Genomic DNA, 16,670 nt, shown 5'->3' on the forward strand with positions numbered 1-16,670 from the left:
CCACGCGTCAACTCCTTTTACGAAAAAGGCTCTTGGCCGGCGACTGCGGGGTCCGCATCCTCCTGGGAGGGATGCGAGCCGCTGCGCGGTCGGCCCGTGGTGCACCTGCGGGCGGACAAGCCGCAGGCGGCGGGGAAGAAGGTCTCGAGGGACGAGTTGCCCACCGAACCCTTGATCGCGATGCGCTCGGGTCATGCGATGCACCGCTCTGCGCACCGGCTCCCGGAGGGCCGCTCGCCGGCGTTCGCGCACTCCACCGACGGCGCGGAGACGGGCAAGCCGATGGCCACCGAGGGGCTCGGCACGACGGCGCTGCCGGAGTTCGGCGCCGCCGGGGACCCGCTGGAGCGGCCACCCCGCTCCGACCTCTACACATAAAGGGGAAATAAGCGCAGAATGACCTCAAGCGACGTTTGCCGCATACCGCCCAGAGGCGGTGAGGCCTGCTAGTCGAAGGAGGCGGCTCATGGCCAACGTCTCGCATCCCCGCGGTGACATCACCAGCCACCCCGATGCTCCAGAAATGCGGGCACGGTACGACCGCGTGCTCGGCGGTCGTGATGTGGTGCTGGTCGACGGACCGGTGTTCCTGCTCGGCCTCTACTGCGCGGTGTCCCCCTGGATACTCCACTACACGACGAGCCAGCCCGCGCTCGTGCCCCACAACCTGATCATCGGCATCGCGATCTGCGTGCTCGCCCTCGGGTTCACCGCCGCTCCCGCACGCATGTACGGTCTCAGCGGAGCCATGTGCGCCCTCGGCGTGTGGATGATCATCTCGCCGTGGGTCGTCGGCACCGGTCCGGACGCCGGCGTCATCTGGAACAACGTCGTCATCGGCGCGCTGACCCTGCTGCTCGGCGTCATGTGCGTCGCCACGGCAGCCAGGAGCACCCCCACCAGGACCTGATCGCGGCCGGAAAGGGAACCGAGGGCGGGGCCCGGTCCGCATCCCCCGCGGTCCGGGCCCCGCCCTGTCCGCACCGGCCCTCCCCGGCACGGGCGACTGTCGCCGCCGAGCGAGGGCACAAGTCCTTCAGCGGGGGTTCCGAGAAGGAGGGGCGAAATGGAGATCGGCGGCATCATCAGTGCCATCGTCATCGGCATAGTCATCGGCGTCCTGGGCCGGCTCGTGGTCCCCGGGCGTCAGCGCATCGGGGTGCTGTGGACGATCCTCGTCGGCATCGTCGCCGCGCTGATCGGCTCGGCGCTCGCCTCGGCGCTCGGGGTGGCCGACACCAAGGGCGTCGACTGGATCGAGTGGCTCATCCAGATCGGCCTCGCCGCACTCGGGGTGGCCGCGCTGGACCGGGCGAAAGCCCCGCGCTGACTGAGCGGTGCGGTGGCTCGGGACGGTGTACGGGCGCAGGACGGGGCCGGTGGGAAGCACCACAGGGGTGCCGGCCCGCCTGCCCCGTCCGCCCTCCCGACGAAGGCCTCCGGCCGGGTGGCGGTGGGGACCGGGAAGCCGGGCGGCCCTACGGGACGTACACGTACGGTGTCGTCGTGCCGAGCGGGACGAAACCCAGGTGCTTGAGGATCGGGCGGCTCTGCCCGGACGCGTCGACCTGGAGGTAACGGCAGCCGCGCTCGGCGGCGACGCGGGCCCGGTGGGCCACCAGCGCACGGTAGAGGCCCCTGCCCCGCCACGCCTCGACGGTGCCGCCGCCCCAGAGCCCGGCGAACCGGGTGCCCGGCACGAGTTCCATCCGGGCCGCGCTCACCGGCTCCCGGCCGGCCAGGGCCACCACCGCGACAACGGTGTCGGGTCTGGCGGCCAGCCGTTCCAGCAATTGGTGGCGCAGCCAGGACGCGTCGGCGCGGAAGGCCTTCTCGTGCACCTCGGCCATGAGCTCGACACCGGCCCGGTCGGTGACGGGGACGACGCGGACACCCTCGGGCAGCTCGGCCTGCGGGGTGTCGAGGAGCAGCTCGCCGATCTCGCCGACCATCAGCGTCTCCTCCGGTCCGGGCGTGAACCCGAACGCCACGAGCCGCCGGCCGAGGTCCGCCGGCAGATCATGGCCGTACAGCTTCCACTCGAACTCACGGCCCAGCCCGGTGAAGTGGGCGATCTGTCCGGTGATCGCCGCGTCCGCGTCCGTGCCGTCCAGGGCGGACCAGACGACGCCGTTCCAGCCGTGTCGCGGCGCGGTCTGCCGCACCACGCGGCCGGTGCGCTCGACGCGGGCTCCGGGGCCGTCGGGCCGTGCCCCTTCGCGCAGGTCATGGTCGAACAGGGCGAGTACCGCGGCGTGATCCATGCCGCTCACTCCAGCACCGGTCCGCCGCCCGGGCAAGGGGTTTACGGGGCGCCGGCACACCGGCTTCGCGTCCGTGATCGAGTGAGCCTAAGGTTGCCGTGACCGGTGATCGAGCCGTAGTCGTGAGAAGGGCGGCACCCGTGACTGTCAAGGATTCCGAACTGCCCCACCTGCGTCGCTGCGTCGAGCTGGCGACCGAGGCGCTGGAGGCCGGGGACGATCCGTTCGGTTCGGTCCTGGTGGCCGGCGACGGGTCGGTGCTCGCCGAGGACCGCAACCGGACGGCCGCCGGGGACCGCACCCGGCACCCCGAGTTCGAGCTGGCGCGCTGGTCGGCCGCCCACATGACGCCCGAGGAACGGGCCGCCGCCACGGTGTACACCTCCGGCGAGCACTGTCCGATGTGCGCGGCGGCGCACGCCTGGGTGGGCCTCGGCCGGATCGTCTACGTCGCCTCCTCGGCGCAGCTGCTGACCTGGCTCGCCGAGCTGGAAGTGCCCGCCCCACCGGTGCGGCCGCTGCCCGTCGGTGAGATCGCACCGGGCGTGACCGTGGACGGACCGGTTCCCGAACTGGCGCAGGAAGTAAGAGAGTTGCATAGGAGGTTCCACAGCTCCCGCGGCTGAGCGGCGGGCCCGCCACCGCGCGGGCCGTCCGGCCGACAGGCGGGGCCCCCGCAGCCCCCTTATGGTGATCGAGGGCGCCGGATCCGGTCCGCTCTGGGGCGTCCCTGGAGGCATCGATGCTGGCCAAGATGTCAACGCGACCCCCGGTCCGGCGCTGCGTGGTCACCGGAGCTGCCGGACTGGCCCTGCTGGGCATGGGCCTCCCGGCCGCCGCTGCCGCGGACGGGGACCTCGACCGGTTCTACGACCAGAAGATCAAGTGGTCGGCGTGCGAGAGCACGGACATGCCCGAGGACCTGCAGTGCGGGAAGATCACCGTCCCCGTCGACTACGCCGAGCCCGGCAAGGGCTCCCTCGACCTGGCCCTCGCCCGCTACCGGGGCACCGACGACCCGCGTGGCTCGGTGGTGCTGAACTTCGGCGGGCCGGGGGGCTCGGGCGTCCTCGGACTCGCCCGTGCCGGCAAGGAGTTCATGGGTCTCACCGACAGGTACGACGTGGTGTCCTTCGACCCTCGCGGTGTCGGCCGCTCCTCACCGGTCAGCTGCGGCACTCAGGCCACCGGTCAGGCGCTGGAGGCGACCGGCGGCGAGGACATGTCCGATCCGCGGGAAATACTCACCCGGTTGCGCAAGGTGGCCGCCGAGTGCGCCGAGCACTCGGGCCCGGTGCTCCCGCACATCGGCACCGTGAACGTCGCGCGGGACCTGGACGTGCTGCGCGAGGTGCTCGGCAACAAGAAGCTCAACTACCTGGGGTTCTCCTACGGAACCCGGCTGGCCTCGGTGTACGCTGCCCGATTCCCCGAGAGGGTGGGCCGGTTGGTACTGGACGGGGTGGACACCCTGACCGAACCGCTGGCCGAACAAGGGCTGGCGAGCGTCAAGGGGCAGCAGCTCGCGCTCGAACACTTCCTGACCTGGTGCACAAAGGACATTGCCTGCCCGTTCGGCCAGGACCCGCGCGGGGCACGGGAGTTGGCCGTGAAGCTGGTCGCCTCGCTCGACGAGGCCCCGGTACCGACGGACTTCGGTCACGAGTTCACCGGCCAGAACCTCGCGGGCGCCATGGCGCAGGGCCTCTACAGCAGGCAACTGTGGCCGTTGCTGCAACGGGCGCTCGCGCAGCTGATGGAGGACGGGGACACACGCGGGGTGGAGGCCTTCGCCACCGGCGGGGTGACACTCCCCGTGCCGCAGCGGGAGAACGACCCGCTCGTCGACGAGGAGGACGTCCCCCTGGACAACCTCCCCGCCGCGCTGATGGCGGTGAACTGCGCGGACGATCCCGACCGCCCGGCCGCCGAGCAGGTGACCCGGGACCTCTCCCGGCTGCGCACCGCCTACGAGAAGGCCTCACCGGTCTTCGGCCGCTACCGGCTCGCCCAGGTGCTGATGTGCCACGGCCGACCCAAGGGGACCGACTACATCCGCGAGGAGGTCAAGAACGTCGACACTCCGAAGATGCTGCTGGTCGGCACGCGGGGCGACCCGGCCACGCCGTACCGGTGGACGGTGGAGACGGCCGAGCGGCTCGGTTCCTCGGCGGTGGTGCTGGACAACCGGGGTGAGGGCCACACCGGCTACGGATCGTCCGACTGCGTGCACCGCAAGGTCGACGACTTCCTGCTCTACGGTTCGCTGCCGCCCAGCGGCAGCTCGTGCGGCTCCGGGGACGACTTCCGTGAGTGAGTCCGATCGCGGGGCACCGGCGGCGGGACTGCCCCAAATGCCCTCTCGGTGAATCGGCTCTATGGTTCTTTCATGGAGCACGATCTGAGTCCCGCGACCCTTGCCGAGCTTCGTCGCCCGCGCCCCTACCCCGCGGTGTCGGTACTGACGCCGACACACCGGCGCGAGCCCCTCAACGCCCAGGATCCGGTGCGGCTGCGCAACGTGGTGGCCGAGGCCAAGAAACAGCTGGAGGCCGATCCCGCGGTCACCCGGGACCGGCGCAGCGAGGTCGCCCTGCAGCTCGACCGGGCGCTGGCCGAGGTCGATCTGGCGCACGCCGAGGACGGGCTGGTCATCTTCGCCGCTCCGGGTGAGCACCAGGTGTGGTCGCTCGCCCGTTCCGTACCGGAGCGTGTGGTGCTCTCGGACACCTTCCTCACCCGCAACCTGGTGTCCGCCCACACGGCGGAGCGCCCCTTCTGGGCGCTGTCGCTCTCCCCCGACCGGGCCACGCTGTGGAGCGGCGGCGTGGACCGGGTCACCGAGGAGCACCTCGGCGCCTTCCCGCTGGTCCGGAGCGTGGAGAACTTCGACCCCGAGCGCCTGGAGCAGGTCGGCGACCAGCCGAGCTCCTACCGGGACGAGGACACCCGCCGGTTCCTGCGCGAGACCGACACCGCGATGCGCGCGGTGCTGCGCGCGCATCCCCGGCCCCTGTACGTCACCGGCGAGCCGGCCGCGCTGTCCCTGCTGGGCGAGGTGGGCGGCGTGGCCCGGGAGGCGGTGCACGTCCAGCACGGCGGGCTCGCGCACGGCACGCCCGACGCGGTGTGGCAGGCCCTGCGTCCGGTACTCGAGAGCGAAGCGCGCAAGAGCACCGAGGAGGTCGTCCGGTCCCTGGAGACGGCCCGCGGGCGCAAGGAGTTCGCGGGCGGCGTCGACGAGCTGTGGCAGAACGCCCGGGACGGCCGGGTCCGGCTGCTGGCCGTCGAGGAGAACTTCCGGGTGACGGTGCGCGACACGGGTGAGCATCTGGTCCTCGCCGAGACCGGCGACCTGGACGTCCGCGAGGACATCGTGGACGAGATCGTCGAGCAGTGTCTGGAGACCGGCGCCGAGGTCCGCTTCGTCCCGGACGGAACCCTGGGCAACACGGACCGGATCGCGGGCGTACTGCGGTACTGAGTGCGAACAGACGCCCGTCCGTCGAACAGGCGAGTGAACGACGGACGGGCGCCGAACGCACCCTCAAGTAACCTGCGTAACAACGGAGTTGTTCCAACCGACGGGCATCCGGCACCTACCTCCGGGTAACTCCACGAAGACGGTGGCATATGCCACCGACATGACCTTGGGGCGTCTTGCCGAATCCCTTACAGGGCGTGGCGTGCTGTGCCACAGTCGTAACGGTCCCTCCGTCCGTCTCTGGCCCGAACCGTCCCACATCGGAGTGCGTCATGCCGCCCCACCTCTCCGCGGACCGCTCAGCCGCCCAGCCGCCAGGACGCGGCCCGGTCGACGCGCTCATCTCGCAGACCCGGCGGCTCAGGGGCGACGTGGACGCCGTACGGCGCGGCACCGCGGCCGACGCCTCGGACCCGAAGGACCGCTGGCAACGCGCGCTGTACGACCTGGCGCTGCACCAGCTCAACGACCTGGACGAGCACCTGGCCCAGCTGCGGGACGGCCCCCTGCCCGTACCGGCGCCGGCCGGGTCCGGGCCCGCCGCACCGCCCCAACACGACTCCCTGCTCAGCCGGGTCGGCAGCGCCGAGTGGAACCTGCTGACGGACGAGGCCAGTTGGTCCGGAGAGCTGTACCGCATCCTGGACCGCGACCCGGCCGCTCCCCCGCTCACCCTCGACGAACTGCCGTCCCTCGTGCACGACGAGGACCGGCCGAGGCTCACCGCGATGGTCACGGGCTGTCTCGTCGACGCCCGGCCCATCGACGGGGAGTTCCGGCTGTTACGTCCCGACGGCAGCGTCCGGACGGTGCACATGATGGGCGAACCGGTCCTCGGGGCCGACGGCAGCACCGCCTCGATGTGGGCCGTGCTGCGGGACGTCAGCGAACTGCGCCGCTGCCGACGGACGATCAGCGAGACCCGTGAGTCGCTGCACCACCAGCGACAGGCCGCGGCGCGGACCGGTCAACGGCCCACGATCGAGCCGCGGGGAGCCGTGCCGCCCCCGTGGCACGGCTCCCCGCCCCTCCCGCACCGGGGCCCGCGCACCCTGGACCTCGCCGCCCGGCACCTCCCGTCGTCTGCCGGAGCACCGACCGGGGGTGCCTGGTACGACACCCTCGAACTGCCCGACGGCGCCGCCCTGATCAGCGTCGGCGAGCTGACCGGGCAGGGCGCCGGCCCGTCGTCGGGCATGACGATGCTGCTCGGCGCGATGCGCGGCATGGCGATGGTCGGCACCGCACCGGGTCCGCTGCTGGCCTGCCTCAACCGGTTGCTCGACGCCACCGGGCAACCGGCCCTCGGCAGTGCCCTCTGCCTGTACTACCGGCCCGACATCCGCTCTCTGGTGTGGGCGCGGGCCGGATGCCCCGCCCCGCTGCTGTTCCGCGGCGGAAGGGGGCGCGCCCTGGACACCCTTGAGAGGAACCGGCTCGGCGCCTCCCCGGCCACCCGCTACGGGCAGGCCGAGGAGACCCTCGAAGTCGGCGACGTGCTGGTGCTGCACACCGACGGGCTGGTACCCGGGCGGGCCGATGCCGCCACCGTCCCGCATCTCCTCGGGCTGGCCCCGCAGTTCACCGGGGACCGCACCGCGCGGGACTGCCTGCCGTTCGTTCTGCGGGAGTTCGAAGACACCGCGCGCGAGGAGGAGGCCTGCGTGCTCGTCGCCCGCGTGACCTCGTAGAAAGACCCTTCACCCCTTCGTTACGCCGGTGCGCTGTTGCCGCCCTTCCCCCTGGGCTTCGGCAGGACCTGCCTGATCTCCTCCCGTAGTTCCTGGATCCTCGGGTACGAGGAGTACTCGGCGGTGAGCCGGTACATCTGGCGCAGCCGGTCCCAGGTGCGGCGGGAGGAGTTGGAGCCCATCGACATCAGTGCGAGACGCGCGTACCGGTCGGCCTGCTCCGGGTCGTCCGCGATGAAGCAGGCGGAGGCCATGGAGAGATGGTCGAAGATCTTCGACCGCTCCCGGCCGTCGATGCGCAGGGACAGCGCCTTCTCCGCGTAGTGCTGGGCGTGCGCGGCCGCGCCCGGCTCGAACTCGGCCAGCGTGCGGTAGGCCAGGGCCTGCATGCCGTACAGATCCTCGTCCTTGAAGGTCTGCATCCAGTCCGGCTGCTCCAGATCCGCCCCCCGGTCGGAGACGAACAGGTCCTCGGCCCGGCCCAGGGTGCGGCGCATCGCCTGTCCTTTGCCCATGGACGCCTGCGCCCAAGCCTCGATGGTGTGGAACATCGCGCGGGTGCGCGGCAGCAACTCCTCGCCCGACCCGGACTGGGCGAGCTTCAGCAGGTCCAGGGCGTCGTCGGGCCGGCCCAGGTGCACCATCTGGCGGGCCGCACGGGACAGCGCCTCACCCGCGCGCGGCCGGTCGCCGCCCTCCCTGGCGGCGTGCGCCGCGATGACGAAGTACTTCTGGGCCGTGGGTTCCAGGCCGACGTCGTGCGACATCCAGCCCGCCAGGACGGCGAGGTTGGCGGCGACGCCCCACAGGCGCCGCTGGAGGTGGGGTGGGTGGTGGTAGGCGAGCATGCCGCCCACCTCGTTGAGCTGGCCGACCACCGCCTTGCGCTGGAGGCCGCCGCCCCGGGCGGCGTCCCAGGCGCGGAACACCTCCACGGAGCGCTCGAGTTCCTCGACCTCCTGAGACCCGATCGGAGCGGCCTCGTAGCGGTCGAACCCGACGGAGTCGGCGTGCAGCGGATGGTCGATTCGGGGAGCGTCGGTGGTCAGTGCCGGATCGGTGTGCAGCCAGTCGTGCATGGCGCTGCTGAGTGCGGATCCGGCGGAGAGCGCGGCGCCCGCGCCCACCAAGCCGCGTCGGTTGAGCATGAGGTCCATTCCCGTGAATTCGGTGAGGACCTCGGCTGTCCGCTCGGGCGCCCACGGCACTCCGTCGGGATGTTCCGCACTCCCGCCGCGTGGCCGTTTCCCCGTACGCCCGTGCCGGACCAGACCGAGATCCTCGATGGTCACGACACGGCCGAGACGCTCGGTGAACAGGGCCGCCAGCACCCTCGGCACGGGATCGCGCGGGATCTCTCCCATGTCGATCCACCGCCGTACCCGGGAGGTGTCGGTCGCCAGCTGGGGGTGGCCCATGGCCGCCGCCTGCCGGTTGACCAGCCTCGCGAGTTCGCCCTTGGACCAGCCGGCCAGGCCGAACAGGTCCAAGAGCCGGGTGTTGGGTTGTCCGCTCACGTCAAGCCCCCAGGTTCTCGGCTGAGTTGACAGTAGCCCCGTGTGAGTTGCCGGGCGACTATTCGCCAGGGTTCGCCAGGGTTCGCCAGATGGTGTGCCAGGGGGCATCGGGTGTCGAGTAGGAACGCGCCACCACGACCCGGTCTCCGCCGGGAGCATTCCCCAGGGTGCGCCTGGGCGACCGGGCCGGGTGGCGCAATGACGTCGCAGGCACACGAAGGGATCTGTATCGCCCATGTACGCAGCATCGTCCTCCGTGTCCGCACCGCCCAGGCCGCTGCGTCCGCGTCCGTCGGACAACGGCCCCTACCTCGCCCCCGCGCGCCCGGCGGCCACCGTGCCGGGGCCGGGCAAGGTGCGGCGCGCTCCGGGCGCCGGCCCCCAGCCGCTCAGCGGCAGGCTCGACCTGTCCGGTCCCCAGGGCGCCCAGTTGCGCACGGCGATCGCGTCGGTGCACCGCATCTGTCCGGAGTTCGCACCGGTGCAGGTGCTGCGCCGCAGCGGCCGGTCCATCCTCCTGGTCGGGACGACCGGCCGGAGCACCGCGGTGGCCAAGTGCTTAACGGATCACTCCCCCGTCTGGTCCGAGCGGTTCCGGCACGAGATAGCGGCGTACCGCTCGTTCGTCCGGCATCGCCCACCCGTGCGGGCGCCCCGGCTGATCGCGGCGGACCCGGACAACTGCACCCTGGTGATCGAGCGCATGCCCGGCCGGGTGGCGGCGCTCCAGCGGCACCCGGTGGAGGCACCACCGCGAGCGGACATCAAGGCGGCACTCGGCGCGATCTGCCGGCTGAACGCGTGGCGCCCGCCGACCGGGACCTTCGACGCCCCGCTGGACTACGCGGCACGGATCGCCCGCTATCACGAGCTGGGCCTGCTCACCGACCGGGACATGGGCGATCTGCAGAAACTGCTGCACGGCATCGCGCACGCGGCCGGGCGTCACGGCATGGGCCAGTTCTGTCACGGCGACGCACTGCTCTCCAACATCCTGATCTCACCGGCCGGTCCAGTGCTGGTGGACTGGGAACACGCGGGCTGGTACCTGCCGGGCTACGACCTGGCGACCCTGTGGGCGGTACTCGGGGACGCGCCGGCGGCCCGGCGGCAGATCAGCCAGATCGCGCAGTCGGCGGGCCATGCCTCACGGGACGCGTTCCTGGTGAACCTGATGCTGGTGCTGACGCGTGAGATCCGTACCTACGAGACGGCCGTGCAGCGTTCGATGCGCGAGGGGGGGCCGGTGGGACCGGGCCCGGCCCAGCAGGGCGTTCTGCCGTCCGGTGAGGAGCAGCGGCTGCTGCTGCGGCGCCTGCACGACGACTGCCAGATGGCCCGCCGGGCCGTGCGCGCGGCGGTCGGTACTCGCTGACCGGGGCAGGCGAGAGGTCCGCGGCATCTCCCGAAGGGGAGCGCCGCGGACCTCTCGCCTGCCCCTACGCGTTCCCCACATGTTCCCCGCGTGTGCCCCGCGCTTCGACCGCGCCGCGGCCCTGGCTCGCCGCCACGACCCGCGGCCCGGATTGCCGGGGAATTCCGCTCCTTCTGGGCATGATTGACGGATCATCGGCACGCCGGTAGCACCATCCGACCGCCGACCCCGCACGGTTCATCCCGACCGATCGTCCCCAGGAGACTGTGTTGCGAGGATCTCCCCCCACCGAACCCGGCCGTGCGGCGGCCGGGCATCGCCGTTCCCGCCGTACCACCGGCGCTCTGGCCGCGGCTGCGCTCACGCTGCCGCTGCTCGGCGCGGCCCCGCCCGGGGCCCGCTCTGGTCCGACCCCACCGGACGCGACCCGGCTGCAGCAGGCGTTCAGTGCCGCGGCCGCCACGTACGAGGTGCCGCGGAGCGTGCTGCTCGGCGTCTCCTACCTCCAGTCCCGCTGGGACACGCACGACGGAGCACCGAGTGTGACCGGCGGCTACGGCCCGATGCACCTCACGGACGCCCGTAGCGCGCTGGCGGCGGCGACGTCGCATCACGACGAGGGGGCGGAGGATCCCCGGGGCGACGGCGCCCGCCCCGTGCCGCGGCCCGGGAAACGGCGTGCCGAGGCACTGCGCTTCGACGCGCGGCTGCCGCGCACCGGCGCGGTCCCGGACCGTCTGGCCACCCTGCCGAGGGCGGCCGAGCTGACCGGACTGAGCGCCGCGCGGCTGCGTGAGGACCCGGCCGCGAACGTGGCGGGCGGCGCCGCGCTGCTGGCCGAGGCCCAGCGGGAGCTGGGCGGGCCGCCGAGCGAGGACCCGGCCGACTGGTACGGCGCGGTGGCCCGTTTCTCCGGGGCCGACGACACGGCGTCGGCGGCGGCGTACGCGAACGACGTGTACGAGGTGATCCGCGCCGGTGCGCGGCGCGTCACGGACGCGGGGCAAGAGGTCGCCCTGGCCGCCCGTGCGGACCTCGTCCCGGACCGGTCCGCGCTGGCCCGCACCGGTCTGCGTACCGCCTCCCCCGCCGCGACGGAGTGTCCCGAGACGGTGTCCTGCGAGTGGGTCCCGGCACCGTACGAGGAGTTCGGGGACGGCGACTACGGCAACCACGACCTGGGGAACCGGCCTGTCTCGCAGCCCGTCCGGTACATCGTCGTCCATGACACCGAGGGCGCCTGGGAGGGTGTTCTCGACATGGTGCAAGATCCCACCTATGTGTCGTGGAACTACAGTCTGCGCTCGACCGACGGTCACATCGCCCAGCATGTGAAGGCCAAGGACATCGCCTGGCACGCGGGCAACTGGTACGTCAACGCCGGGTCGATCGGACTGGAGCACGAGGGCTTCCTGGCGGAGCCCGACGCCTGGTACACCGAGGCGATGTACCGTTCCTCGGCCCGCCTGGTGCGGTATCTCGCCGAGAAGTACGACATCCCCCTGGACCGGCAGCACATCCTGGGCCACGACACCGTGCCCGGTCCGACCACGGAGGCCGTGTCCGGCATGCACACCGACCCCGGGCCCTACTGGGACTGGGCGCACTACTTCGCGCTGCTGGGCCGGCCCTTCGGGGCCACCGCCGGCGAGGACGGCGCACTGGTGACGATCCGTCCCGACTACGCCACTCACGGCCCGGTGTTCACGGGCTGCGGGAGCGCCGGCGAGCCGTGCGCGGCGCACGGGTCCAGCGCGGTGCGCCTGTACTCCGACCACGACGAGGAGTCTCCCCTGATCAGGGACGGCGGCCTGGGTTCGGCCCCGACGACCGGGGTGAACGACCTGTCCTCACGGGTGTCGACCGGCCAGCAGTACGCGGTCGCCGACCGGTGGGGCGACTGGACCGCCATCTGGTACCTGGGGCAGAAGGCCTGGTTCAGGAACCCTCGGGAGCGGCCCACCGCGGTGCCCGCCGCGGGCCGGGTCGTGACCCCGAGGAAGGGTCTGGACTCCGTGCCGGTGTACGGACGCGCCTACCCGGAGGAGGCCGCCTATCCGGCGGAGGTGCCCGTGCAGAAGGTGTCCCCGCTGCCGTACGGGCTGCCGAAGGGCCAGGAGTACGTCACCGCGGGCAAGGTGCCCGGCGAGTATCTGTACGCGGTGACCTTCGACGAGGCCTCGCACCGGGTGGTCAGGGGCGAGGACCTGTACTACCAGATCCAGTACGGCCACCGGATCGCCTTCGTACGGGCGGCGGACGTGACGGTGAAGTCCTCGTAGCCCCGCCCCGGTGCTGCCCCGCCCCGGGCCGGGGGCCGGGCAGGACCGGGGCGGAAACGAATCAGCCGGCCCGGGTCAGCCCTGCTGGAACAGTTCCGCGGGCAGCGGCTTGAGGAGGGTGTACAGGTCGTCGGTGATGGGACGGTCCCAGGCGGCGATGGTGACCAGGACGTTGTCGCTGCGGTCGAACTGCACGCAGGAGATCCGGCTCTCGGAGAGTTTCACGCGGCGCACGATCAGCAGGTTGTCGCCCTGCATCACGGGCACGTCCTCGGTGCCGACGACGGTCACCTCCTCGTCGTTCTCCAGCGCCAGCAGCAGCTGCGCCACCTCGAAGGGGACCTCGCCCTCGTCGACCTCACGGGCCGCGGAGCCCTCCGGCAGATTGCCGATGATCATGGCGGGGCCACGACCGCCGAACAGGTCGTAGCGCAGGAAGACGCCCTGGCAGGTGCCGTCGGGGGCGGGCAGCAGGCCGGCGCCCAGGTTTCCGGGCCAGTCACCCGGGTCCATGGCCAGTACGTCGAAGTCGGGCCCGGCGGGGGTGGCGCTGCGGCGGCGGAGGAACGACATGCCGCAATGGTACGTGCCCGCACCCGCCGACGGGCGGCCGGGCAACGCCCGCCGTTCCCCGGGGCGGGCATGCTCCGGGAGCTACTCCTCCGGGGGCGCCGGTGGGACGACCGCGACGGGGCCTGCCGCGTGCAGCAGGACGGCCTGGGTGACGGAGCCCATCATGCGGGCCGGTGCCAGCAAGCGTCGTCGGTGGCGCCCCACGACGACCAGCTCGGCGTTCTCGGAGGCCGCGACCAGGTGTCCGGCGGCATCACCGGGCAGTACCAGGATCTCGGCGACGACTCCGGGGTGCCGTTCGCGGTGCGGGGCGAGGCATCCGCGGGCGAGGGTCCGGGACTCGTGCTCGACGGCGCCCTGGTCGATCTGCGGCGCCGGCATCTCCCCGGGCAGCATCCAGGTCTGCGGGGGCCACGGGTAGGCGGCGACGATCCGGAGCCGGGCGTCGCGCAGGGCGGCCTCGTCGAAGGCGTGAGCGAGGGTGGCCTCGTCGGGGCTGTCGACGTTCAGTCCGACGACCACGAACGGGCCGTCCTTGTCGGTGCCGGCGGGCGTGTCGGTGCCGGTTTCGGGCCCCCGCCCGGGCCGGGGCACCACGACGACGGGGCATTCGGCGTCCCGGGCCGCGGCCAGGGAGTTGGAGCCGAGCAGTAGACTGGCGAACCCGCCGCGGCCCCGGGAGCCGAGCACCAGCAGCTGCGCGGTGGCGCCGAGTTCGGGGAGGAGGGCGCCGGGAGCCCCGTCCAGGGCGACGAAATCGACGGCGGGGAGCCCGGTCCGTCCCGCCAGCCGGACACGGGCCAGATCGAGGACCGGGTCCTCCTCGGGGGCGGGCGGTCCGGCGGCCAGCACCTCGGGCTGGCCCCAGGCGGCGTACTGACGGACGTGCACCACCCTCAGCGGGGCCGCACGCCGGCGCGCGGCGTCGACGGCCCACTCCAGGGCGCGCAGACTGTCGTCCGAACCGTCGACCGCCGCGACGACCGGCTGGGTGCTCATGGGGTTCCTCACTTCCGGACCACGACCCGCACGTTCCCGGGCCGGTCTGACTCAGGCCCGGTCCCGGAAGGGTACCCTTGGTCGTATGTCCGGAAGTGTCGGCGACCACACCCGGCGCCACGGTCGTTCCGCTCCGCGGCAGGGCATACGCGTCCTGCTCACGTCAGGTCGAACTCCCCCTCCCGGGCTCCCGACACGAATGCGCCCCACTCGGCCGGGGTGAAGATCAGGGAAGGACTCTGCGGGCGGCCACTGTTCCGCATGGCGATGAAGCCTTCCACGAAGGCGATCTGGACATCCCCCAGGCCTCGGCTGCCGGACTGCCACTGCGCGTTGCTGAGGTCCAGGTCGGGCTTGTCCCAACCGGTGAGCGGTCGCTGCTGGGTGGTGCTGTCGGCCACGTCCGTGCTCCTCCCGATTTCCGTCGTCCGCGGCCAGCCTAGCGATCGGTTCCGGCCCCCGACAGGTCACGTCGGCGTCCGTTTCCGGGGCGCGGCAGGCGGATGGATCCGGGCCGGTGGATCCACGCGGGTTCGATTGAACACGGGGTGACGTGCGAACGTACTGATGGCGGCAGGCCCGTCCACCGGGCCCGGTTTGCCATGCCACCGCAGTACCGCACGGAAGGACCCCGGGTGCAGCTCTTCACTCGCTCCCGTCAGCTGTCGGACACCACCGGGAGCGGAGCGGACCCGGACGACGGTCCCCCCGCCTCCGGCGAGACACCCGGGGAGACGCCGAAGGACACGGCACCCGCTCGGTGGGAGCGCCTGCGTCGGCGTCACCCGCGTGCGGCCCGCGGCATCACGGTCGGGACGACCGTGCTGGCCGGGGCGCTCCTGCTCTTCGCCCTCCTCGTGCCGAACCGCGTGGAGCGGCTCACGTTCGAGGCGTTCCTCCGTCTTCCAGCCGAGGGAATCCTGCTGGCGGCCCTGCTGCTCGCGCTGCCGCCGAAGCCCCGGCGGATCACCGCAGTGGTCTCGGGTGTCCTCCTCGGGCTGCTCACCGTCCTGAAGATGGTGGACATGGGCTTCTACCAGGTACTGGCCCGGCCGTTCGACCTGGTGCTCGACTGGATCCTGTTCGAGCACGCGGCGGAGTTCGTACGGGAGTCGTTCGGCCGGGGCGGGCAGATCCTCGCCGTGATCGGGCTGATCTTCCTGTTCGTCGCCCTGCTGGTGCTGATGACACTGGCAGCGGCGCGGATCACGAACCTGATGGTGCGTCACCGTCCCGCCGCCACCCGCACCACCCTGGTCCTCGGTGTCGCGTGGATCACCTGCGTCACTCTGGGCGTGCAGGTCACCGGCGTCCCGCTGGCCACCAGGGGCACCGCGGAGATGCTGGGCAACCGGGTGGAGCAGATGCGCGCGGGCATCGAGGACGGGCGGGTCTTCGGACAGCAGGCCGCGGCCGACGCCTTCGCCGACACTCCGCCCGACCATTTGTTCACGGGACTGCGCGGCAAGGACGTCCTGTTCACGTTCATCGAGAGCTACGGCCGGGTCGCGATCGACGACCCGGCGATGGCGGAGCCGATCGACGCGGTGCTGAAGGAGGGCACCAAAACCCTGGAGGCCGCCGGTTTCGAGTCGCGCAGCGGCTGGCTCGAGTCACCGGTGACGGGTGCGGGTAGCTGGCTCGCCCACTCCACCTTCCTGTCCGGTCTGTGGATCAAGAACCAGCAGCGCTACCGCAGCCTCACCACCAGCGACCGCATGACCCTCACCAACTACTTCCGCAAGGCCGGTGACTGGCGCACCGTCGGCATCGTGCCCGGGGTGCGGCGGGCCTGGCCGGAGGGCAAGTACTTCGGCCTGGACCACATCTATGACTCCGAGCAACTCGGCTACCGGGGGCCGTACTTCAGCTGGACGCCGGTGCCCGACCAGTTCAGCATGGAGGCCTTCGAGCGCCTGGAGCACGGCAGGAAGGACCGCGAGCCGATCATGGCGGAGATCATCCTCGCCTCCAGCCACAACCCGTGGTCCCCCAACGCCCGCATGATCGACTGGGACGACCTCGGCGACGGCTCCGTGTTCCACGAGATCAAGAAGGAGGGCACCGATCCCAAGGAGGTCTGGCAGGACCCGGAGAGGGTGCGCACCGAGTACCGCAAGTCCATCGAGTACTCGCTGCGGAGCCTGATCGGGTGGATGGAGCGGTACGGCGACGAGAACACGGTCCTGGTCTTCCTCGGCGACCACCAGCCGGTCCCGACCGTCACCGCCGGGAGCACCAGCAAGGACGTGCCGATCAGCATCGTCGCCAAGGACCCGGAGGTCCTGGACCGGGTAGCCGACTGGAACTGGACCGACGGCCTCAAACCCGCACCGACCGCACCCCGTTGGGGCATGGACACCTTCCGGGACCGCTTCATGACGGCGTACGGGCCCCAGGGCGGCAACGGCGCCGACGGCACCGCGCCGCGCCCCACCGGCTGAGCAGGCCTCCCCGGTCACGGCCCGCGCCCGCGCGGGCCGTG

The 16,670-nt window shown here is 72.0% G+C and carries 15 protein-coding genes; 10 read left to right on the forward strand and 5 right to left on the reverse strand.

The window, feature by feature from the left end:
* The first annotated feature begins 96 nt into the window (after positions 1-96).
* From JL475_RS27065 to JL475_RS27075, 3 genes are all read left to right on the forward strand, one after another.
* Positions 97-378, forward strand: coding sequence for a LysR substrate-binding domain-containing protein (locus tag JL475_RS27065; protein ID WP_307825172.1), 282 nt, complete (start codon positions 97-99; stop codon positions 376-378).
* An 88-nt stretch (positions 379-466) separates the two neighbouring features.
* Positions 467-910 carry an SPW repeat protein gene (locus tag JL475_RS27070; protein ID WP_202280558.1) on the forward strand — a complete coding sequence of 148 codons (444 nt, stop codon included), beginning with the start codon at positions 467-469 and terminating at the stop codon, positions 908-910.
* A 156-nt stretch (positions 911-1,066) separates the two neighbouring features.
* Positions 1,067-1,330, forward strand: coding sequence for a GlsB/YeaQ/YmgE family stress response membrane protein (locus tag JL475_RS27075; RefSeq protein ID WP_202280559.1), 264 nt, complete (start codon positions 1,067-1,069; stop codon positions 1,328-1,330).
* 148 nt (positions 1,331-1,478) lie between these two features.
* On the opposite strand, the gene JL475_RS27080 is transcribed toward JL475_RS27075, so the two are convergent.
* A complete protein-coding gene (locus JL475_RS27080) occupies positions 1,479-2,264 on the reverse strand; it encodes a GNAT family N-acetyltransferase (RefSeq protein ID WP_202280560.1) in 786 nt (261 codons plus the stop codon).
* Between the two features lie 140 nt (positions 2,265-2,404).
* Between JL475_RS27080 and JL475_RS27085 the strand changes: the two genes are divergently transcribed.
* The 4 genes from JL475_RS27085 (at position 2,405) to JL475_RS27100 (ending at position 7,439) form a co-directional block, all read left to right on the forward strand.
* A complete protein-coding gene (locus JL475_RS27085) occupies positions 2,405-2,890 on the forward strand; it encodes a nucleoside deaminase (RefSeq protein WP_202280561.1) in 486 nt (161 codons plus the stop codon).
* A gap of 116 nt (positions 2,891-3,006) precedes the next feature.
* Positions 3,007-4,581, forward strand: coding sequence for an alpha/beta hydrolase (locus tag JL475_RS27090; protein WP_202280567.1), 1,575 nt, complete (start codon positions 3,007-3,009; stop codon positions 4,579-4,581).
* 72 nt (positions 4,582-4,653) lie between these two features.
* Entirely contained in the window at positions 4,654-5,748 is a 1,095-nt protein-coding gene (locus JL475_RS27095; RefSeq protein ID WP_202280569.1) for a chemotaxis protein, read from the forward strand.
* Positions 5,749-6,020: 272 nt separating this feature from the next.
* Positions 6,021-7,439, forward strand: a complete 1,419-nt coding sequence (locus tag JL475_RS27100; protein ID WP_202280571.1) for a PP2C family protein-serine/threonine phosphatase — start codon at positions 6,021-6,023, stop codon at positions 7,437-7,439.
* A 20-nt stretch (positions 7,440-7,459) separates the two neighbouring features.
* Here JL475_RS27100 and JL475_RS27105 read toward each other — a convergent pair whose 3' ends face one another.
* Complete coding sequence (locus tag JL475_RS27105) at positions 7,460-8,956, reverse strand: hypothetical protein (RefSeq protein WP_202280573.1); 1,497 nt, start codon at positions 8,954-8,956, stop codon at positions 7,460-7,462.
* Positions 8,957-9,191: 235 nt separating this feature from the next.
* On the opposite strand from JL475_RS27105, the gene JL475_RS27110 reads away from it, so the two are divergent.
* Both JL475_RS27110 and JL475_RS27115 read left to right on the forward strand, forming a co-directional pair.
* A complete protein-coding gene (locus JL475_RS27110; protein ID WP_202280575.1) occupies positions 9,192-10,331 on the forward strand; it encodes an aminoglycoside phosphotransferase family protein in 1,140 nt (379 codons plus the stop codon).
* A gap of 269 nt (positions 10,332-10,600) precedes the next feature.
* A complete protein-coding gene (locus tag JL475_RS27115) occupies positions 10,601-12,613 on the forward strand; it encodes an N-acetylmuramoyl-L-alanine amidase (RefSeq protein WP_202280577.1) in 2,013 nt (670 codons plus the stop codon).
* A 75-nt stretch (positions 12,614-12,688) separates the two neighbouring features.
* Here JL475_RS27115 and JL475_RS27120 read toward each other — a convergent pair whose 3' ends face one another.
* From JL475_RS27120 to JL475_RS27130, 3 genes are all read right to left on the reverse strand, one after another.
* Entirely contained in the window at positions 12,689-13,186 is a 498-nt protein-coding gene (locus tag JL475_RS27120; protein ID WP_202280579.1) for a hypothetical protein, read from the reverse strand.
* Positions 13,187-13,267: 81 nt separating this feature from the next.
* On the reverse strand, positions 13,268-14,185 hold the full coding sequence (locus JL475_RS27125) for a universal stress protein (protein WP_202280580.1): 918 nt from the start codon (positions 14,183-14,185) through the stop codon (positions 13,268-13,270).
* Positions 14,186-14,343: 158 nt separating this feature from the next.
* The gene (locus JL475_RS27130) at positions 14,344-14,586 is read right to left on the reverse strand and encodes a DUF397 domain-containing protein (protein WP_202280582.1); all 243 of its coding nucleotides are present in this window, start codon (positions 14,584-14,586) and stop codon (positions 14,344-14,346) included.
* 234 nt (positions 14,587-14,820) lie between these two features.
* On the opposite strand from JL475_RS27130, the gene JL475_RS27135 reads away from it, so the two are divergent.
* Positions 14,821-16,629: a sulfatase gene (locus tag JL475_RS27135; RefSeq protein ID WP_202280584.1), complete on the forward strand. Its 1,809-nt coding sequence runs from the start codon at positions 14,821-14,823 to the stop codon at positions 16,627-16,629.
* Positions 16,630-16,670 lie beyond the last annotated feature (41 nt).

Origin of the sequence: Streptomyces sp. M2CJ-2, assembly GCF_016757295.1 — a bacterium.
Lineage (GTDB): Bacteria > Actinomycetota > Actinomycetes > Streptomycetales > Streptomycetaceae > Streptomyces.

Excerpts from the sequence above, each read along its gene's own strand:
- JL475_RS27080 (WP_202280560.1), bottom strand. The coding sequence starts at position 2,264 with ATGGATCACGCCGCGGTACTCGCCCTGTTCGACCATGACCTGCGCGAA.
- JL475_RS27125 (WP_202280580.1), bottom strand. The coding sequence starts at position 14,185 with ATGAGCACCCAGCCGGTCGTCGCGGCGGTCGACGGTTCGGACGACAGT.
- JL475_RS27075 (WP_202280559.1), top strand. The coding sequence starts at position 1,067 with ATGGAGATCGGCGGCATCATCAGTGCCATCGTCATCGGCATAGTCATC.
- JL475_RS27070 (WP_202280558.1), top strand. The coding sequence starts at position 467 with ATGGCCAACGTCTCGCATCCCCGCGGTGACATCACCAGCCACCCCGAT.
- JL475_RS27090 (WP_202280567.1), top strand. The coding sequence starts at position 3,007 with ATGCTGGCCAAGATGTCAACGCGACCCCCGGTCCGGCGCTGCGTGGTC.
- JL475_RS27110 (WP_202280575.1), top strand. The coding sequence starts at position 9,192 with ATGTACGCAGCATCGTCCTCCGTGTCCGCACCGCCCAGGCCGCTGCGT.
- JL475_RS27095 (WP_202280569.1), top strand. The coding sequence starts at position 4,654 with ATGGAGCACGATCTGAGTCCCGCGACCCTTGCCGAGCTTCGTCGCCCG.
- JL475_RS27100 (WP_202280571.1), top strand. The coding sequence starts at position 6,021 with ATGCCGCCCCACCTCTCCGCGGACCGCTCAGCCGCCCAGCCGCCAGGA.
- JL475_RS27120 (WP_202280579.1), bottom strand. The coding sequence starts at position 13,186 with ATGTCGTTCCTCCGCCGCCGCAGCGCCACCCCCGCCGGGCCCGACTTC.